The sequence below is a fragment of the Sphaerisporangium siamense genome (genome assembly GCF_014205275.1).
Classification (GTDB): Bacteria; Actinomycetota; Actinomycetes; order Streptosporangiales; family Streptosporangiaceae; genus Sphaerisporangium; species Sphaerisporangium siamense.
Genome location: NZ_JACHND010000001.1, coordinates 3084499 through 3102910, shown reverse-complemented (window position 1 = coordinate 3102910; position 18412 = coordinate 3084499). Strand labels below are relative to the sequence as shown.

18 protein-coding genes and 3 tRNA genes are annotated in these 18412 nt (G+C 71.7%); 8 read left to right on the top strand and 13 right to left on the bottom strand.

All coding sequences use genetic code 11. The features are described from left to right. Nucleotides 1-64 precede the first annotated feature (64 nt). Nucleotides 65-298: an Lrp/AsnC family transcriptional regulator gene (locus tag BJ982_RS14280; protein ID WP_184880324.1), complete on the top strand. Its 234-nt coding sequence runs from the start codon at nt 65-67 to the stop codon at nt 296-298. Nucleotides 299-313: 15 nt separating this feature from the next. After that, on the top strand, nt 314-787 hold the full coding sequence (locus BJ982_RS14275) for a DUF3515 family protein (RefSeq protein ID WP_239123343.1): 474 nt from the start codon (nt 314-316) through the stop codon (nt 785-787). A gap of 7 nt (nt 788-794) precedes the next feature. Here the strand turns inward: BJ982_RS14275 and BJ982_RS14270 are convergent, their stop codons facing one another. Genes BJ982_RS14270 through BJ982_RS14255 form a run of 4 tightly spaced genes read right to left on the bottom strand, consistent with a single transcriptional unit; the run spans nt 795 to nt 4971 of the window. Then, nucleotides 795-1910, bottom strand: a complete 1116-nt coding sequence (locus BJ982_RS14270) for a D-alanine--D-alanine ligase family protein (RefSeq protein WP_184880322.1) — start codon at nt 1908-1910, stop codon at nt 795-797. A gap of 40 nt (nt 1911-1950) precedes the next feature. After that, entirely contained in the window at nt 1951-3186 is a 1236-nt protein-coding gene (locus BJ982_RS14265; protein WP_184880320.1) for a trans-sulfuration enzyme family protein, read from the bottom strand. Between the two features lie 14 nt (nt 3187-3200). Beyond that, entirely contained in the window at nt 3201-4208 is a 1008-nt protein-coding gene (locus BJ982_RS14260; RefSeq protein WP_184880318.1) for an NAD(P)H-dependent glycerol-3-phosphate dehydrogenase, read from the bottom strand. Nucleotides 4209-4251: 43 nt separating this feature from the next. Further along, the gene (locus BJ982_RS14255; protein ID WP_239123345.1) at nt 4252-4971 is read right to left on the bottom strand and encodes a lysophospholipid acyltransferase family protein; all 720 of its coding nucleotides are present in this window, start codon (nt 4969-4971) and stop codon (nt 4252-4254) included. A 78-nt stretch (nt 4972-5049) separates the two neighbouring features. Here BJ982_RS14255 and cofC point away from each other — a divergent pair, with 78 nt between their 5' ends. Beyond that, complete coding sequence (cofC, locus tag BJ982_RS14250) at nt 5050-5739, top strand: 2-phospho-L-lactate guanylyltransferase (RefSeq protein WP_184880314.1); 690 nt, start codon at nt 5050-5052, stop codon at nt 5737-5739. Nucleotides 5740-5755: 16 nt separating this feature from the next. Here the strand turns inward: cofC and BJ982_RS14245 are convergent, their stop codons facing one another. Continuing rightward, nucleotides 5756-7465, bottom strand: a complete 1710-nt coding sequence (locus tag BJ982_RS14245) for an MFS transporter (RefSeq protein WP_184880312.1) — start codon at nt 7463-7465, stop codon at nt 5756-5758. 239 nt (nt 7466-7704) lie between these two features. Here BJ982_RS14245 and BJ982_RS14240 point away from each other — a divergent pair, with 239 nt between their 5' ends. Continuing rightward, entirely contained in the window at nt 7705-8448 is a 744-nt protein-coding gene (locus BJ982_RS14240; protein WP_184880310.1) for a TetR/AcrR family transcriptional regulator, read from the top strand. A 10-nt stretch (nt 8449-8458) separates the two neighbouring features. Here BJ982_RS14240 and BJ982_RS14235 read toward each other — a convergent pair whose 3' ends face one another. Then, entirely contained in the window at nt 8459-9688 is a 1230-nt protein-coding gene (locus tag BJ982_RS14235; RefSeq protein WP_184880308.1) for an MFS transporter, read from the bottom strand. Nucleotides 9689-9754: 66 nt separating this feature from the next. On the opposite strand from BJ982_RS14235, the gene BJ982_RS14230 reads away from it, so the two are divergent. Further along, nucleotides 9755-9958: a hypothetical protein gene (locus BJ982_RS14230; RefSeq protein ID WP_184880306.1), complete on the top strand. Its 204-nt coding sequence runs from the start codon at nt 9755-9757 to the stop codon at nt 9956-9958. Nucleotides 9959-10040: 82 nt separating this feature from the next. Here the strand turns inward: BJ982_RS14230 and BJ982_RS14225 are convergent, their stop codons facing one another. The 4 genes from BJ982_RS14225 to leuC form a co-directional block, all read right to left on the bottom strand. Next, nucleotides 10041-10340 carry an HU family DNA-binding protein gene (locus BJ982_RS14225; protein ID WP_184880304.1) on the bottom strand — a complete coding sequence of 100 codons (300 nt, stop codon included), beginning with the start codon at nt 10338-10340 and terminating at the stop codon, nt 10041-10043. A 167-nt stretch (nt 10341-10507) separates the two neighbouring features. Beyond that, nucleotides 10508-10795: an SCO5555 family protein gene (locus tag BJ982_RS14220; protein ID WP_184880302.1), complete on the bottom strand. Its 288-nt coding sequence runs from the start codon at nt 10793-10795 to the stop codon at nt 10508-10510. Next, on the bottom strand, nt 10774-11361 hold the full coding sequence (gene leuD / locus BJ982_RS14215) for a 3-isopropylmalate dehydratase small subunit (protein WP_184880301.1): 588 nt from the start codon (nt 11359-11361) through the stop codon (nt 10774-10776). Before leuD ends, BJ982_RS14220 begins: the two co-directional genes overlap by 22 nt. Before the next feature lie 12 nt (nt 11362-11373). Beyond that, nucleotides 11374-12762 carry a 3-isopropylmalate dehydratase large subunit gene (gene leuC, locus BJ982_RS14210; RefSeq protein WP_184880299.1) on the bottom strand — a complete coding sequence of 463 codons (1389 nt, stop codon included), beginning with the start codon at nt 12760-12762 and terminating at the stop codon, nt 11374-11376. A 138-nt stretch (nt 12763-12900) separates the two neighbouring features. On the opposite strand from leuC, the gene BJ982_RS14205 reads away from it, so the two are divergent. Together BJ982_RS14205 and BJ982_RS14200 are read left to right on the top strand one after the other, a co-directional pair. Continuing rightward, complete coding sequence (locus tag BJ982_RS14205; RefSeq protein WP_184612427.1) at nt 12901-13617, top strand: IclR family transcriptional regulator; 717 nt, start codon at nt 12901-12903, stop codon at nt 13615-13617. Between the two features lie 118 nt (nt 13618-13735). Then, on the top strand, nt 13736-15496 hold the full coding sequence (locus BJ982_RS14200) for a hypothetical protein (RefSeq protein WP_184880297.1): 1761 nt from the start codon (nt 13736-13738) through the stop codon (nt 15494-15496). A 123-nt stretch (nt 15497-15619) separates the two neighbouring features. Here BJ982_RS14200 and BJ982_RS14195 read toward each other — a convergent pair. The 3 genes from BJ982_RS14195 to BJ982_RS14185 all read right to left on the bottom strand — a co-directional run bounded on the left by BJ982_RS14195 (nt 15620) and on the right by BJ982_RS14185 (nt 16103). Further along, nucleotides 15620-15692, bottom strand: a tRNA-Glu gene (locus tag BJ982_RS14195). 36 nt (nt 15693-15728) lie between these two features. After that, nucleotides 15729-15804: transfer RNA gene (locus BJ982_RS14190), tRNA-Glu, on the bottom strand. A gap of 227 nt (nt 15805-16031) precedes the next feature. Next, nucleotides 16032-16103 (bottom strand) — tRNA-Gln (locus BJ982_RS14185). 314 nt (nt 16104-16417) lie between these two features. On the opposite strand from BJ982_RS14185, the gene BJ982_RS14180 reads away from it, so the two are divergent. Next, nucleotides 16418-18412 carry a M3 family metallopeptidase gene (locus tag BJ982_RS14180; RefSeq protein WP_184880295.1) on the top strand — a complete coding sequence of 665 codons (1995 nt, stop codon included), beginning with the start codon at nt 16418-16420 and terminating at the stop codon, nt 18410-18412.

Below are 18412 nucleotides of genomic sequence, written 5' to 3'. Positions count from 1 at the left end.
ACTGATCTACATGCGGCATTGACACGATGACAGCAGCGAGCTTCGCCCCCGCCGGGAGGACGTGATGGTGCAGGCTTACATCCTCATCCAGACAGAAGTAGGCAAGGCCGCCGACGTCGCGGGCGCCATCAAGGTCATCCCAGGGGTGACCCAGGCCGAGGACGTCACCGGCCCGTACGATGTGATCGTCCGCGCCGAGGCCAACAACGTGGACGAACTCGGCAAGCTCGTCGTCGCGAAGATTCAGGCCGTCGAGGGGATCACGCGTACTCTTACGTGTCCGATCGTCCATATCTGAGCTGACCTCCCGGGGGTGACCGTGCCGACCGCGCTGACGGCGGGAAGGACCGCCGCCGTCCTGTCGGCGCTGGCGCTGCTGTCGGCCGCGTGCGGCGGCGCCGTGCGGATCGCGCCTCCGGCGCCCCAGGGGGACACGGCGGCCGCCTGCGCGGCCCTGGTGAAGCGCCTGCCCGGCACCCTCGACGGCGCCGAGCGCGTCCCCTCCGAGCCCGCCTCGCCGTACGTCGCGGTGTGGGGGGCCGGGGAGATCGCGTTGCGCTGCGGCGTGCCGAGGCCCGCCGCGATGGATCCGATGCAGCAGGTCCCCGAGATCGACGGCGTGCCGTGGTTCGCCGACCCGGCCAGGCCGGCGCTGTTCACGGCCGTCAACCCGCGGGGCTACGTCGAGGTGACGATCTCGCGGGCGCACGACCCCTCGGGGGTGCTCATCGACCTCGCCCCCGCGATCAAGGCAGCCTTCCCGCCGGCGGAGACGCCGTCCGGCTGACGTCGTCTCACCGCAGGCCCGCGGGCCGCTGGAGCGCGAGCTGGATGAGCCGGTCGACCAGCTCCGGGTACGACACGCCCGAGGCCGCCCAGAGCTGCGGCGCCACCGACATGGCCGTGAACCCGGGCATCGTGTTGATCTCGTTGACGATCAGCGCGCCGTCGGACGTGTAGAAGAAGTCCACCCGGGCCAGCCCCTCGCAGCCGAGTGCCTCGAACGCCCGCACGGCCATGCCCCGCAGGTCCTCGGCGGCCTCGGCGGGGATGTCGGCGGGGACGGCGAGGGACATGTCCGACCCGATGTACTTGGCCGAGAAGTCGAAGAACTCGTGGTTCTCGGCGACCAGCACCTCTCCGGGCCGGCTGGCGGCCGGCGGCTCGTCGCCCGGCGACTCCAGCACGGCGCACTCGATCTCGCGGCCGTCGATGGCCGCCTCCACCAGCACCTTCGGGTCGTGCGTGCGGGCGTGCTCGACCGCGGCCTCCAGCTCGCCGTAGTGCTCCACGCGCGTGATGCCCTGGCTGGAGCCCGCCCGGGACGGCTTGACGAAGACGGGCCAGCCCAGGGCCTCGACGTCCTTCAGCACCCGGTCCCGGTCCAGGCGCCAGTCGCGGTCGCGCACCACGACGTAGGGGCCCACGGGCAGGCCGGCGCCGGCCAGCAGCGCCTTCATGTACGCCTTGTCCATGCCGACCGCGCTGGCCAGCACCCCGGAGCCGACGTAGCGCACGCCCGCCATCTCCAGCAGGCCCTGGATGGTGCCGTCCTCACCGTAGGCGCCGTGCAGCATGGGGAAGACGACGTCCACCGTGCCGAGCGTGCCGGGGATGCGCCCGGAGTCCAGCGTGACGAGCGGGCCGCCGCCGGAGGGGAGGGCGAGCGCGGTGCCGCCGCCGTCCACCGAGGGCAGTTCGCCGCCCTCGATCTCGAACCTCTGGTCGTCGGAGGCGAGCACCCACCGGCCGTCGGGGGCGATGCCGATGGGCACGACCTCGTATTTCGACCGGTCGATGGCGCCGAGCACGCTGCCCGCGCCCATGAGGGACACCGCGTGCTCGGAGTTGCGGCCTCCGAAGACGACCGCCACGCGCACGCGGGGCCGGGATTCATGCTGGTCGTTCATGATTTCCGAATCTACCGTGCGCCCTGGTCGTCACCGCTTGTCAGGTACGTGTCGTGGTGTTCGATCGCAGCGCGTCCAGGGCGTCCGTGACGTCCGCGATCAGGTCTTCCGCGTCCTCCAGGCCGATGGAGAAACGCACCGCGCCCGCGTCGACGGCCGCGGCCGTCCGCCGCGTCTCGTCCGGCCGGCCGCGGGTGGTGGAGGCGACGTGGGCGACCTTGGTCTGCGTGCCGCCGACGGAGGGCGCGATGCGGGCGATGCGCAGCGTGTCGGCGAGCATCACGCCCGCCTCGTAGCCGCCGTGCGGGGTGACGGTCAGCGACGCGCCGAACCGGGTGCCCTCGGGGCCGGCGTCGAAGAGCTGGCGCGCGAGCTGGTGGCCGGGGTGGGCGGGCAGGCCGGGGTAGTCGACGCGGCGGACGGCCGGGTGCTTGGCGACGGCGGCGGCGAAGACCATGGCGGTCGCGCACATGCGGCGCACGCGCAGCGGCAGGGTCTCCAGGCTGCGGCGCAGCAGGAACGCCTCGTCCGGCGCGAGCGCGGACCCGGTGTCGATGCGGACCTCACGCACCTGGGCGATGAGCTCGCGACGGCCGACCACGGCGCCGCCGGTGCAGTCGTCGTGCCCGCCGAGGAGCTTGGTCGCGGAGTGGACGACCAGGTCGGCGCCGTGCTCCAGCGGGCGGCACACCACGGGCGTGGCGAGCGTGGAGTCCACCACGAGCAGCGCGCCCGCGTCCCTGGCGATGCGGTACAGCCCGCGGATGTCGGCGACGGCCATCGTGGGGTCGGCGAGGGTCTCCGCGTAGATGATCCTGGTCGAGGGGCGCACGGCGTCGCGCACCCGGCGCAGGTCGGAGTAGTCCACGAAGTCGGCCGAGACGCCGAAGCGGGCCAGCGTGCCCGTGAGCAGCGCGTACGTGCCGCCGTACACCGGGGCGGGGGCGACGACGTGGGTGCCGGAGCGCAGGAAGGCCAGCAGGACGGCGGTCACCGCCGCCATGCCGGAGGCGAACGCCTGGCCGGAGACCTCCTCGGGGGCCGCCGCGCCCTCCAGCGTGGCGACGCCCGAGGCGAACGCCGCCACCGTGGGGTTGTCGATCCTGCTGTAGGCGAAGCCGGGCGCGCGCTCGCCCAGCACGTCGGCGTACTGGGCCGAGTTCTCGAAGCTCCACGAGGCGCTGCGCCACACGGGCAGGCCGATCGGGAGCTGGCGGGGAGCGGGTGCGGGGGGGAGGTGGGCCGCGCGGGAGTTCTCTCCGATCCTCCTGCGCATGCGTCGAGAAGAAGTCACACGCCGTACCGTTCCGGCTTGGGAGTCCGCGACATGAGCAGCATCGCGGCCTCGCTGGGGGTCATTCCGTCGTGGACGACGCCGACCACCACCTCCGTGATGGGCATCTCGACGTCGTGCTTCCGTGCCAGATCGAGAACCGACTCACAGGACTTGACCCCCTCCGTCGTCTGCCGGGTGGCGGCGATGGTCTCGGCGAGGGTCATGCCACGGCCCAGATTCTCCCCGAAGGTGCGGTTTCTCGACAATGGGGACGTGCATGTGGCCACCAGATCACCCATGCCCGCCAGCCCCGCGAAGGTGTGCGGGTCGGCGCCGAGCGCCGCGCCGAGCCGCGCGATCTCGGCGAGGCCGCGGGTCATCAGCGTGGCCCTGACGTTGTCGCCGAGCCCCATGCCCGCCGCCACGCCCACCGCCAGGGCGATCACGTTCTTGACGGCGCCGCCGAGCTCGACCCCGACGACGTCGGTGTTGGTGTAGGCGCGGAACCACGGCAGGTGGCAGGCCTCCTGGAGGCGCTCGGCCACCTGGTCGTCCGCGGCGGCGACGACGGTCGCGGCCGGCTCGCGGCGCACCAGCTCGCCGACCAGGTTGGGCCCGGACACCACCGCGACCCGCTCGGCCGGGACCTCCGCGACCTCGCGGATCACCTCGCTCATGCGCTTGGACGTGCGCATCTCGATGCCCTTCATCAGGCTGACGAGCACGGCGTGGCCGGGGATGTGGGGACGCCAGACGGCGAGGTTGCCGCGCAGGGTCTGCGAGGGGACGGCGAGCACGACGAAGTCGGCGCCCTCCATGGCCTCGGCGGCGTCGGTGGTGGCGCGCAGCGACGGGGGCAGCGTGATCCCGGGCAGGTACTCGGGGTTCTCGTGCCCGCGCGTGATGGCCTCGACCACCTCGGCGCGCCGTCCCCAGAGCGTCGTGGAGGTTCCGGCCTCCGCGAGGATCATCGCGAAGGTCGTGCCCCACGAACCGGTTCCGAAAACGACGGCCTTGGTCATCTACTCACCGTACGCTCACGGTGACGGTGGTCGGTGGCGGCCATCACCCGGCGCGGCTCTCGGCCTCGTCGAAGGGGGTGTCGGGGGCCTTCTCGCCGCGCAGCTCCGACAGCAGCGCGACGACCTCGGCCATGATGTCCGCGGTGGCGTCCTTCAGCACCTGGCCGCGCATCGGCAGGCCCGCGTACTTGGACAGGTCCACCGGAGGACCCGCCAGGACGTGGAAGGTCTTGCGGGGGAACAGGCGGGGCCTCTTGCTGCCGTACCGCAGGATGTCCTGCGCGCCCCAGTGCGCGACGGGGATGACGGGCACGCCCGTGGCCAGCGCCAGGCGCGCCACACCGGTCTTGAACGCCATCGGCCACAGGTCCGGGTCGCGGGTGATCGTGCCCTCGCCGTAGAAGATCACACAGGAGCCGTCCTTGAGGGCCTCCTCGGCGTACTTCAGGGAGCGCGCCGCGTCGGTGCTGCCGCGCAGCACCGGGATCTGCCTGCACTTGCGGATGATCGAGCCGACGACCGGGATGTTGAACACGCCGGACTTGGCCAGGAAGACCGGCCAGCGGCCGTTGTTGTAGGTGAAGTGCGAGAGCAGGAGAGGGTCGGTCCAGGACAGATGGTTGGTCGCGATGATCACACCGCCGGTGCGCGGCACGTTGGCGCGGCCCCGCCAGTCCCGCTTCGTGAAGACGATCAGCACGAACTTGACGATCACCGTGACGAGGGCTTCCCAGAAGATGGGCGGGCGTCCGGGGCGGCTCAATTGACTCCTCCAGTCATGCCTGTGCGCCATCAGTCTCCCGGTTGGCTCCACGAGATGTCGAGGCGGGATGCTAAGGCTATGCGTACGCCACATGGTGAGCACAGCGCGCGGGACCGGCAACTTCACTGGACCCTTGTCGTGCCGGTGAAGACGCTGATCGCGGCCAAGACCCGCCTGGCCGCCGCCGCGGGGCCGCACCGCGCCGCGCTCGCCGTGGCCATCGCCAGCGACACGGTCTCGGCCGCGCTGGCCTGCCGCGACGTCGCCCGCGTGATCGTCGTGACGGGTGATCCGGTGCCCGCGAAGGCGCTGGCCGCGATCGGCGCGCACGTGGTGCCCGACCCGGAGGCCGGGCTCAACGCCGCGCTGCGCGCGGGGGGCGCCGAGGCCGTGCGGCTGGCCCCCGGCGGGCCGGTGGGGGCGCTGCAGGCGGACCTGCCGGCGCTGCGGCCGGCGGAGCTGGGGGTGGTGCTGGCGCACGCCGCCGAGTTCGACCAGGCGTTCGTGCCCGACGCCGTCGAGGTGGGCACGACGTTCTACGGCGTGCGGCCCGGCGTGCCGTTCCAGCCGCGCTTCGGCGGCGAGTCGCGGGCCAGGCACCTCGGCGGCGGGGCCAAGGAGCTGACGCCGGACGGCATCCCGTCGGTGCGCAGGGACGTGGACACCCCCGCCGACCTGGAGGAGGCCCTGCTCCTCGGCGTGGGCCGGCACACCGCCGAGGTGGTGAGGACGATAAGAGGGTCCTCCACGTGGAGGACCCTCTCGTGAACGCGCGCCGCCGGGGTCAGTGACCGGTGGCGTCCCCCTCGCGCGCGTGCTTGGGCAGCAGAAACGCGACGAGGAAGGTCAGCAGCAGCATGCCGTCGACCACCCACAGGATCGACTTCATGGCCTGGCTGAAGCCCTCCTTGGCGGCCGTGGTCCCGGCCGTGGCCAGGGCCTTCTGCACGGCCTGGCCGGCCTGCGGCGAGGTGACGGCGGCGCGGGCGTCGGCCTCCAGGCGGACGCAGGACGCGGGCGCCTCGGCCTGGTCCTTGGCGACCGCGCGGTCGTGGCCGCAGGCGCGCAGCCCCTCGACGAGGCGGTCCTGCGCGGGGCCGGTCACCTGGACGGCGGCGAGGTCGGCGCGCAGGCGGGGCGTGACGTCGTCGCTCGCGGCGGCCACGTTCGTGCCGAGCATGCCGAAGAACAGGGTGCCGAGCAGGGCGACGCCGAAGGCGCTGCCGAGCTGCTGGACGGCCGTCAGCGAACCGGAGGCGGAGCCGGTCTCGTGCGGCTCGACGCCGGCGAGCACGATGTCGAAGAACGGGGCCATGAGCAGGCCCATGCCGGCGCCGGTCACGAGCAGCGCGGGGGTGAGCTGCCAGGGGGTCACGCCCACGCCGGCGATGTTCAGCGTGAGGATGATGGCGATCACACCGAGGCCCATGAGCAGCGTGCCGCCGTGCAGGAGCTTGCGGCCGTACTTCTGCAGGGGCTGGGCGAGGATGAAGCCGATGACCAGGCCGATCGACCACGGCATCATCGACAGGCCCGCCTTCAGCGTCGAGTAGCCGAGCCCGATCTGCACGTACAGGTTGAAGACCAGCGAGAACCCGACCATGCCGGAGAAGAAGACGAGGCCGGTGACCAGGCCGCCGGTGAAGGCCCGCTTGCGGAACAGGCTCGGCACGACCAGCGGGTCGCCGCCGTTCCTGCTCTTGCGGCTCTGGAACCAGCCGAACAGCGCGAAGACCACCACGGCGCCGCCGATCATGACGAACGACCAGGCGGGCCAGTCGTGCTCACGGCCCTGGACCAGCGGGTAGATGATCAGGATGCCGGCCAGCGAGGCCAGGAAGACGCCGGGGAAGTCGAGCTTGAGCGGGTGCGGCGAGCGGGACTCGGGCAGGAAGCGCATGCCGGCCAGGACCGCGGCCAGGCCCAGCGGCAGGTTGATCAGGAAGATCATGCGCCAGCCGGTGCCGAAGAAGTCGGCGTCGACCAGCCAGCCGGCCAGGATGGGCCCCGCGACCGTGGACAAACCCATGATCGGCCCGAACAGGCCGAACGCCTGCTGCACCTCCTTGGGCGCGAACATCTCTTTGATCATTCCGAGGCCCTGCGGGATCATCACGGCGCCGAACAGGCCCTGCACGACGCGCGCGGCGACCAACGTCTCGGGGCCCTGCGCGAGGCCGCACAGCAACGAGCCGACGGTGAAGCCGACGGCGCCGATCAGGAACATCCTCTTGCGGCCGAAGATGTCGCCGAGGCGGCCTCCGGTGAGCAGACCGACCGCCATGGCCAAGGTGTAGGCGGCGCCGAGCCACTGGATCACGGCGGCGCTGCCGCCCAGTTCGGCGCGGATCGCCGGGGAGGCGATGTTGGTCACCATGGCGTCGAGGAGGTCCATGACCTCGGCGGCGAGGATCACGAAGAGCGCCGCCCACCGCCATCGGTAGGGGGTCGCCTCCGTGGGTGAGGCATGCACTGAGGTGTCGGTCGATGTCATTCCGGCTCCCATGGCCGAGCGTCCGCCGTCACGAACGCGAGAACAGTGTTCAGAGATAGCGATCAGCGTTCTATCACTGAACGCCGTTCGTTGCCAAGTGCATTGTTCACGTTATATCGCATCTCGTCGGCAGACAAGATATATCTCGTACTTGAGCACTGTTCTAGCCGGGCGAGCGGTGTTCTAGCGACGGTTAGACTTTTGAAAACCCACGTGGACGAGCTCTAAGGGGGTCAGGCATGGTCGAGTCAGAGCGTGACGACGAGGCGATGCCGGCCTTCCCCTGGGATCGGGCGCCGCGCAAGCGGGCCGCCCCTCCCCGGGTCCCGCTCACGCGACAGCGCATCATCGACGCCGCGTTCGTCGTGCTCGACCGCGAGGGGTACGACCGTCTGAGCATGCGCCAGGTGGCCGGCGAGCTCGGCGTGGCGGTCTCCGCGCTCTACGCGCACGTCAAGGGCAAGGAAGACCTGCTCCAGCAGATGTACCTGCGGCTGTTCGAGGGGCTCCACCTGCCCGAGCCCGACCCCGAGCGGTGGCAGGAGCAGGTCAAGGAGTACGCCCGCGAGGCTCGCACCCGCCTGCTCGCCCATCGCGACATGGCCAAGATCTCCATGTCGAGCCTGCCGTTCGGCCCCGAGATGCTCCCCGCCGTCGAGGCCCTGGTCGCCCTGTTCCGCACCGCCGGGCTGCCCGTCCAGGTCGCGGCCGCGGCCGGGGACATGCTGTCCACCTTCATCGACGGCTTCGCCTACTCCGAGACCATGTGGGAGGAGCGCCGCCGCGGCTCCGAGGTGCGGTCCTGGGAGGAACTGCGCGAGACGCTCACCGCCTACTTCGACGCCCTGCCCCCCGACCGTTTCCCGCACCTGAGCGCGATCGGGAACCAGATGTTCACCGAGGACAACGACACCCGCTTCGACCTCGGCCTGGACATCATCCTCCGGGGCCTCGCCTCCTACGCGGAGCGCGACGCCTCCTGACCCGCCCCGCTCACAGGGACAGCACGCGGCGGCGGGCGAGCAGCACCGGAAGGTGCGCCAGGCCGGTCGTCAGCGCCGCGGCCCACAGCGCCGTCACGACGCCGTACCTCTCCCCCACGAACCCGCCCGCGAGGCCCCCGAACGGCATGGCGCTCCACATGAGGAAGCGCATGCCGGCGTTCATGCGGCCCAGCAGGTGCTCGGGGCAGGTCGACTGGCGGTAGGTGAGCTGCGCGACGTTGAACACCCCTCCGGCCAGCCCGCCGAGCGCGAGGCCGAGCGGGAACAGCGCGACCTGCCACCCCGGGGAGGCGAGCGGCGCGATCGGCGCCACCAGCAGCGCCACGGCCGCCGAACCCCACATCGTCCTGCCGGTGCCCCAGCGCGCCGTGGCACGGGGCGCCGTCAGGCCGCCCACGACGCCTCCAACGGCACCCGCGGCCACCACCAGGCCGTAGGCGCCGGGGCCGAGCCCCAGCACGTCGATCAGGTACAGCGTCTGCGACGCCGCCCAGATGCCGTTGCTCAGCATGGCGAGCGCCCCGACCATCGCCACCACCCGCAGCACCGGGTGTCCCGCGACGTAGCGGACGCCCTCGGCCAGTTCCCGGCGCAGCCCGGCGCGTTCCGTCCTGACAGGCGGCTCGCCGCGGACCGGGATGCCGCCCAGCAGCGCGGCCGACAGGGCGAAGCTGATCGCGTCGGCGAGCAGCGCCACCGGGGCGGTGACCACCTGGACCAGCCAGCCGCCCGCGCCCGGCCCGGCGAGCGCCGCGGCCGACCTGATCGTCTCGATCGTGCCGTTGGCGCGGGCCAGCGCGTCCCTGGCGACGATGGACGGCAGGTAGCTCATGTGCGCGACGTCGAAGAAGACCGTGCAGACTCCGCCCACCAGCGCGACCGCGTAGAGCTGGGGCATGCCGAGCACCCCGGCCGCGGCGGCCACGGGAACGCTCACCAGGACGGCGGCCCGCACGAGGTCGGCGACGACGAGCACGCGCCTGCGCGGGAGCCTGTCCACCCACACGCCGGCGGGCAGCCCGATCACCAGGAAGGCGAGCATCTGCGCCGTGGCCAGCAGCCCGACCTGCATCGGCCCGGCGTGGAGCAGGAGGACGGCCGCCAGGGGCAGCGCGACCACGCCGACCTGTGTCCCGACCTGGCTGATCGCGTCGGCGCCCGCGAACAGCGCGTACGCCCGCGCCGGCGGCCGATGCGCGGGCCTGCCCGTCACCGTCATGATCAGCCACCCTGCCCGCGCGCCCGGCACAGGGTCAAACGATTTTGCCGCTGTACACTGGCGCCCGTGCAGGCGACGGTGCGGAGCTTCGATCAGGAAACCCGCTCGGGTTCGGTGTTCCTCGACGACGGGACCGAGCTGGCCTTCGGCACGGCGGCGTTCGACGCCGGCCCGCTGCGGCTGCTCCGCTCGGGCCAGCGGGTGAACATCCGCGTCGAGGGCGGCGCCATCACCGCGATCACTCTCTCCACCTTCCCCCTCCCCGACTGAGCGCGGACGCCGCGGAAGCCGGGAAACGGGAACACCCGGAGAGGTGACTCCCCGGGTGTCCGCTGCTAGATCGTCAGGTGCGCTACTTCTTCTTGGCGGCCTTCTTGCCCGCGACGTTGACCTGTTCCTTGAAGTCCGCGCCGGCCCGGAACTTCGGCCCCCAGCTTTCCGCGACCTTGATGGGCTCGCCGGTCGAAGGGTTCCTAGCCTGGCGGGCGGGCTTGTGGGCCATCTCGAACGCGCCGAAGCCGGTGATCGAGACCTTCTCCCCGTTCGCGACAGCGCGTTGGATCTCCTCGATTATCGCGTTCACGGCCTCGGTGGCCGTCTTCCTGTCGCCGACCCGTTCAACGATCGCGTCGACGAGTTCTCGCTTGTTCATCTCGGTTGTTCCCCCTGATTACCGCTGTCTGAGGGTGAGCACGGAGGCCGTTCGGTCCCCGGCCGGTCTCACCCGGTGTGGCCAAGCGCGGGGTTCCGGCACGCGCCCACCAGTCAACGGTCAGAAACCCCTTACCCGCTTGAAATTAAGCCACACAGGCTCGCGACTCAATCACATCCGGCGATGTTTCGGCTACTGGGCGTGTCGGATCCGCCGTCCAGATCGGCCAGGAAGGACTCCAGGCGGGCGGCGGCGAGATCGATGTCGCGCTTGGCGATCTCACATATCGCCATGAACCTTCGCGCGAGCCGCTCTTTCTCGCCGGACGGCAGGCGCGCGGCGGCGACGCGGCGGTGCGCGTCGCGCAACCGCCGCGCCAGCCTGTCTTCAGGGGTCTCGGCCCCCAGGGGCGGCAGGGGTGTCCCGGGGTCGCTCAGACGGTCGTCGGCAGCCATGGCTGCCGACCATTCTCGTACTCCGCGACGGCGTCCGCGTGCCGGAGGGTCAGCCCGATGTCGTCGAGCCCTTCGAGCAGGCGCCAGCGGGTGTAGTCGTCGATCTCGAAACCGGCGCTCTCGCCGCCCCAGCGGACCTGGCGTTCGACCAGGTCGACGGTGACCTCGGTGGACGGGTCCGCCTCGACGGCCGCCTGGAGGGCCTCGACGGTCTCGGCGGGCAGGACGACGGGCAGCAGCCCCATCTTGGTGGCGTTGTTGCGGAAGATGTCGCCGAACCGCGCCGCGATCACGGCGCGGAAGCCGTACTGCTGGAGCGCCCAGACGGCGTGCTCGCGTGAGGAGCCGGTGCCGAAGTCGGGCCCGGAGACGAGGATCGAGACGCCCTCGTAGACGGGCTGGTTCAGGACGAACGCGGGGTCCTCGCGCCAGGCGGAGAACAGGCCCTTCTCGAAGCCGGTGCGGCTGACCTGCTTGAGCCAGACGGCCGGGATGATCTGGTCGGTGTCCACGTTGCTGCGGCGCAGCGGCACGGCCCGGCCGGTGTGCGTGGTGAAGGCTTCCATCGGTCAGGCTCCTTACAGGCCGGCGGGCAGGTCGGCGGGCGCGGTGAGACGCCCGGTGACGGCGGTGGCGGCGGCGACCGCGGGCGACACGAGGTGGGTGCGCCCGCCCTTGCCCTGGCGGCCCTCGAAGTTGCGGTTGGAGGTCGAGGCGCTGCGCTCGCCGGGCGCGAGGGTGTCGGGGTTCATGCCGAGGCACATCGAGCAGCCGGCCTGCCGCCACTCGGCGCCCGCGGCCTGGAACACCTCGTGCAGGCCCTCGGCCTCGGCCTCCGCCCTGACCTGCATCGATCCGGGGACGATCAGCGTGCGGGTGGTGACCGTGCGGCCGCGCAGGACCTCGGCGGCGGCGCGCAGGTCCTCCAGGCGGCCGTTGGTGCACGAGCCGACGAAGACGGTGTCCACCTGGATGTCGTTCAGCGGCGTGCCCGGCTCCAGCGCCATGTATTCGAGGGCGCGGCGCGCGGCGGCGGGGTCGGAGGTGTCGTCGGGAGCGGGGACGGCGGCGTTGAGCGGCGCCCCCTGGCCCGGGTTGGTGCCCCAGGTCACGAACGGCGACAGCGTCGAGGCGTCGATCTCGACGACGGTGTCGAACTCGGCGTCGTCGTCGGTGCGCAGGGACTTCCAGTACTCGACGGCGGCGTCCCACGCCTCGCCGGAGGGGGCGTGCGGGCGGCCCTTGAGGTAGGCGAAGGTGGTCTCGTCCGGGGCGATCATTCCCGCCCGCGCGCCCGCCTCGATCGACATGTTGCAGACCGTCATGCGGCCTTCCATGGACAGCTTGCGCACGGCCTCGCCGCGGTACTCGATGATGTGCCCCTGGCCGCCACCGGTGCCGATCTTGGCGATGATCGCCAGGATCAGGTCCTTGGCGGTGACGCCGTACGGCAGCTCGCCCGAGACCTCGATGGCCATGGTCTTCGGCCGGTACGCGGGCAGGGTCTGGGTGGCGAGGACGTGCTCGACCTCGGAGGTGCCGATGCCGAAGGCGATGCCGCCGAAGGCGCCGTGGGTGGAGGTGTGGGAGTCGCCGCAGACGATGGTCATGCCCGGCTGGGTGAGGCCGAACTGCGGGCCGATGATGTGGACGACGCCCTGACCGGCGTCGCCCATGGGGTGCAGCCGGACGCCGAACTCGGCGGCGTTCTTGCGCAGGGTCTCGACCTGGGCCTTGGACACGGGGTCGGAGATGGGGCCGAGGACGGTCGGCACGTTGTGGTCCTCGGTGGCGATGGTGAGGTCGGGGCGGCGCACCGCGCGCCCGGCCAGGCGCAGGCCGTCGAACGCCTGCGGGCTGGTCACCTCGTGGATGAGGTGCAGATCTATGTACAGCAGATCGGGCTCGCCGTCGGCACGCCGGACGACGTGCCGCTCCCATACTTTCTCGGCCAGTGTGCGACCCATGTCTGAACGCCTCCTTGCGTTTCATGGCCCCCGAGACGTCTCATAAGATAAGACGGAAATTTCGGGATATGGACAGCCTACCCGTCGTTCGCCGGGACGGCAGTTGCATCTCGGATAGCGAGACGGCAGTATCGGGGTATGGACAACTCTAGCGGAGTCGGCGTACTCGACAAGGCCGTGCTCGTGCTCAACGCCCTCGAAGCGGGCCCCGCGTCCCTCGCACAACTCGTCCAGGCCACCGGCCTGGCCCGCCCCACCGCACACCGCCTCGCCGTCGCGCTGGAACACCACCGCATCGTCTCCCGGGACACCCAGGGCCGCTTCATCCTCGGCCCCCGGCTCTCCGAGCTGTCCGCCGCGGCCGGCGAGGACCGTCTGCTCGCCGTCGCCTCCCCCGTCCTCACCCAGCTCCGCGACCAGACCGGCGAGAGCGCCCAGCTCTACCGCCGCCAGGGCGACGAGCGCGTGTGCGTGGCCGCCGCCGAGCGGGCCAGCGGGCTGCGCGACACGGTCCCGGTGGGCACGGCCCTGCCGATGACCGCCGGGTCCGCCGCCCAGATCCTGCTGGCGTGGGAGGAGCCCGACCGCCTGCACCGCGGCCTGCGCGGCGCCAAGTTCACCGCGGCCACCCTCGCCAGCGTGCGGCGGCGGAGCTGGGCGCACAGCGTCGGCGAGCGCGAGCAGGGCGTCGCGAGCGTCTCGGCGCCGATCCGCGGCGCCGGGGGAAAGGTGATCGCCGCGGTCTCGGTCTCCGGCCCCATCGAGCGCCTCACCCGCACCCCCGGACGCATCCACGCCGCCCCCGTCGTGGCCGCCGCCGAGCGCATCACCGAGGCCATGCGCCGGGCCAACTGACCGCTGTTCGCGCAGGGCAGAGCCCCGTACGGGCCGGTGGGCGCGACGCCCGCCGATTGGGCCCGCAAGCCGCGCCAACTGATTAGAGACGGCCGCCGCCAAGCACTAGCCTGGCGGAGTGACAGATCGCATCGAGGCAGCCGCATCGGAGTTGCGTCCCCTCCTTCAAGAGTTCATTCTCTGGGCGCAGGACAACGCACCCGACAGTGACGCCGACCTGGTGGGACCGGCGGCTCTGTGGCACCGCCTGATCGCTCGTGACGACGTCCACGTGTGGAAGCGGGGCGACCTCCGCCCGGTGCTGCTGGAACGCATGCCCCAGGTCGTGGAGGATCCCGACGCCGCGGCCGACGGCATGATCCCCGCCGTGCGCTCCTACCTCACCTTCCTCTCCGGGACCGGCCGCCTGGCCAAGGGCTCCGACGACCTCGACGAGCTGCTCGACGGCCTCGACGAGATCGAGGACGCCTTCGTCGAGGCCATGGAGGAGGTCATCGGCGAGCGCGACTGGGACGAGGACGAGGACGACGAGGACCTCGAAGAGGAAGAGGTCGAGGGTCTCGGCGACTTCGAGCCCTTCGCCGACGACCTCGGCGATCTGCCCACCATCCGCCTGCGCCCCGACGCCGAGCTGGCCGAGGCCGCCCGCGCCGTGCCGCTCATCTCCAAGGCCCGCGATCTGGCCGTCTGGGTGGGCACCGCGCGCGAGGTCGGCGAAGAGACCCTGCTGAGCGACGAGGAGATCCGCGAGGCCCTCGCCGTCGCCGGGCTCCCCGAGCCCGGCGAGCGCCCGCTGGCGCAGGCCGTCCCCGCCCTGTGGAACCTGTGGAACCTCGCGGTGGACCTGGAGTTCCTCACGCCCGACGGCGAGGACACGGTCGGCGTGGACGACGACACCGCGGCGTGGCCGTTCGACAACGACGAGGACGTCCTGGACGTCTGGATGCTCGGCCTCCACTCCGTCGACTACGGCGACCCCGAGCTGGACGACGACGATCTCACCCTGGCGCTGTCCGGCCTCACCCGCGCGGTGCTCGTCCGGCTGCTGCTGGCGGGCGGCGAGCGCCCGCTCGGCGAGCTGGCGGAGGAGCTGGCCGAGGCCGCGGCCGAGTTCGACGACCTCGGCGCCGCCGCCTGGGCCGAGGCCGGCGACCCGCTCGCCCCGGTGGTCGAGTGGCTGACCGGGTACGGCATGGTGACCGCCGAGGGCGACCACGTGCGGCTCACCCCGCTCGGCGTCGAGGGCGTGGTCCACCTGCTGGACGACGACGACATCGAGGTGGACGCCCGTCCCGCGATCGACGCGATGACCGGCCTCGACCTGCTGTCCCTCAGCGCCGACCTGTCCGAGGAGGAGGCCGACGCCGAGTTCGCCGCCTGGATGGAGCTGCGCGAGCCCGCCACCGCCGCGGAGGAACTGCTCGCCGCCGCCGCGGAGGACGAGGCCGACGCGCTGATCCGGGTCCAGGCCGCCAGCCTGGTCGGCTCGCTCGGGCCCGTCGCCGTCCCCGCCTGGCAGGAGGCGCTCAAGGAGCCCTCCCTGAGGCCCTACGCCGCCACGCACCTCGCCCAGCTCGGCGTGGTGGGCGCGCCCGAGCCGAGCCAGAGCGACACCCACTGGCTGATCCTGGACATGTGGACGATCTCGGCGGGCCTCGGCAGGCCGGAGTTCGTCAGCAGCCTCCACGACATCGGGCCCGCGCCCGTGCTGAGCAACCTGCTGGAGGTGATCTGGAAGGTGCCGCACCCGCACGTCGAGGAGCTGCTGGAGGCCGTCGGCGACGCCCACCCGGACCGCCAGGTCGCCAAGGCCGCCAAGCGCGCCCTGTTCAAGGCCCGCTCCCGCGCCGGCAAGGCCGACCGGGAAGCGGAGGAGTAGCACCGCCGCGGACGAGAAAGGCGCGGCCCGGAGCGCGTCCGGGCCGCGCCGCCCGCGCGGCGGTTTCGTGCCCGGACATGAAACAACCCTCGGAAGTTGGACTTCCGAGGGTTTTCCCGACTGTAGCCCCGACCGGATTCGAACCGGCGCTACCGCCTTGAGAGGGCGGCGTCCTAGGCCACTAGACGACGGAGCCGGGAGCTCGGCGCGGAGACCGGGCGGCGGCGCAGTGTGGTAGTCCCGACCGGATTCGAACCGGCGTTACCGCCTTGAGAGGGCGGCGTCCTAGGCCACTAGACGACGGGACCTCACTGCGTGCCGGCCGGAGGACCGAACCGACTGAGGCGCCCCTGCGGACGCCTCGGCAACGGGCGTTACTCTACCGCACCCGCGAGAGCACGACCAAACCGGTTCCCCGGCCGGGCCCCGCCCCAAACACGGATGGGCGGGCGTCGCCGAATTTTCGGTCCGCACGGGCCCGGACAGCGAAAACGCCCATGTCTTGGAGAAGACATGGGCGTTGACGAAATGCCTGCTGGGGTACCAGGACTCGAACCTAGACTAGCTGAACCAGAATCAGCCGGGCTGCCAATTACCCCATACCCCATTGCTCACGGGCCCCTGGTGGTGCGGGCCTCGCTCGCGACTCCGAAAGAATAGCCCAGCTTGCGGGCCAAGACCAAAACGATTGCCCACCCGGCGGATTCCTCCTGGTGAGCCCCCGCCTTCGGCCCTCGGGACCGCCCCGCGCGCGCCGTGCCGGTCGGAGATCGAAGGTCCGTGGCCGAGGTGGGCGCCGGGGTCGGAGGACGGTCCGCGCGCCGGAGGACGCGGATGAGGACCGGACGCGGAGTTCCAGGGGGTGCGCCACCTGTGTAACTCTTCAGGGGAGAACTTTTGCCACGTGAGGGAGCAGGTGCGTTGACCGAAAACCCGTTCTTCGTCCAGAGTGCCCTGCCGTACCGGCTGCCGCCCTTCGCCGAGATCCGCGAGGAGCACTTCGCGCCCGCATTCGAACGCGGCATGGCCGAGCAGATCGCGGAGATCGAGGCGATCACGGCCGACACCGACCCGCCGACCTTCGAGAACACGGTGGAGGCGCTCGAACGGTCCGGGAGGCTGCTGAGCCGCGTCACCACCGTCTTCTTCAACCAGGCGTCCTCGGACACCACCCCGGGCATCCAGGCCATCCAGAAGGAGGTCACGCCGAAGCTGACCCAGCACAGCGACGCGATCCACCTCGACACGCGCCTGTTCGCCCGGCTCAAGGCCGTCCCCGCCGAGGGCCTGGACGCCGAGCGCGCCTGGCTGCTGGAGCGCTACGTCACCGACTTCGTCAGGGCGGGCGCGGAGCTGGGCCCCGAGGACCAGCAGCGGCTCAGGAGCCTGAACGAGGAGCTCTCCACGCTGTCGACCACGTTCGAGCAGAACCTGCTCGCCGACACCAACGCCTCGGCGGTGGTCGTGGACGACGCGGCGCGCCTGGACGGCCTGTCCGAGGACGCGATCAAGGCCGCGGCGGAGACCGCCAGGTCGCGCGGGCTGGACGGCAAGTACGTGATCACGCTGGGCCTGCCCACCGCCCAGCCGCCGCTGACCGAGCTGACCGACCGCGAGCTGCGCGAGCGCATCCACCGCGCGTCCGTCGAGCGAGGCGGGCGGGACAACCCCGAGCTGGTGATCCGCATGGCCCGGCTGCGGGCCGAGCGGGCGCGGCTGCTCGGCTACGGCAACCACGCCGAGTACGTCGTGGCCGACCAGACGGCGCCGAGCACCCGCGCCGTCACCGAGACGCTGGCCAAGATGACGCCCGCCGCGGTGGCCAACGCCCACAGGGAGGCCGAGCAGCTCCGCGCGGAGGCCGGGTTCGACCTGGAGCCGTGGGACTGGTCGTTCTACGCCGAGAAGGTGCGTGAGGCCCGCTACGCGGTGGACAGCCGCGCGATGCGGCCGTACTTCGAGCTGAACCGGGTGCTGCGCGACGGCGTCTTCCACGCGGCGCACAAGCTCTACGGGCTGGACTTCACCGAGCGGACCGACCTGGTCGGCTACCACCCCGACGTCCGCGTCTTCGAGGTGTTCGACGAGGGCGGCTCGCCGCTCGGCCTGTTCCTAGGCGACTTCTACGCCCGCGCCTCCAAGCGCGGCGGCGCGTGGATGAACAGCCTGGTCAAGCAGTCCGCCCTGGAGGGCACCCGGCCGGTCGTGGTGAACAACCTCAACATCACCAAGCCCCCGGCCGGGGAGCCCACGCTGATGACCTGGGACCAGGTCAACACGATGTTCCACGAGTTCGGGCACGCCCTGCACGGGCTGTTCTCCGACGTCGGCTTCCCGTACTTCTCCGGCACGGCGGTGCCCCGCGACTTCGTGGAGTACCCCTCGCAGGTCAACGAGATGTGGGCGGTGTGGCCGGAGGTCCTGGCCAACTACGCCCGCCACCACGAGACCGGCGAGCCCATGCCGCAGGACCTGGTGGACCGCATGCTGGAGGCGCAGAAGTTCAACCAGGGGTACGCGACCGTCGAGTACCTCGCGGCCACGCTGCTGGACTGGGCGTGGCACACCTTCGAGGAGGAGCCGGCCGACACGCTGGAGTTCGAGCGCCAGGCGCTGCGGAACGCCGGCGTGGACCTGCCGCTGGTGCCGCCGCGCTACCGCAGCACGTACTTCGCCCACATCTGGGCGGGCGGCTACAGCGCCGGTTACTACTCCTACATCTGGAGCGAGATCCTCGACGCCGACACCGTCGAGTGGTTCAAGGAGAACGGCGGCCTCACCCGCGAGAACGGCGACACGTTCCGCCGCGAGCTGCTGTCGCGGGGCGGCAGCGTGGACCCGATGACGGGCTTCCGCGCCTTCCGCGGCCGTGACCCGCGCATCGAGCCGCTGCTGGAGCGCCGCGGCCTGCTCTGA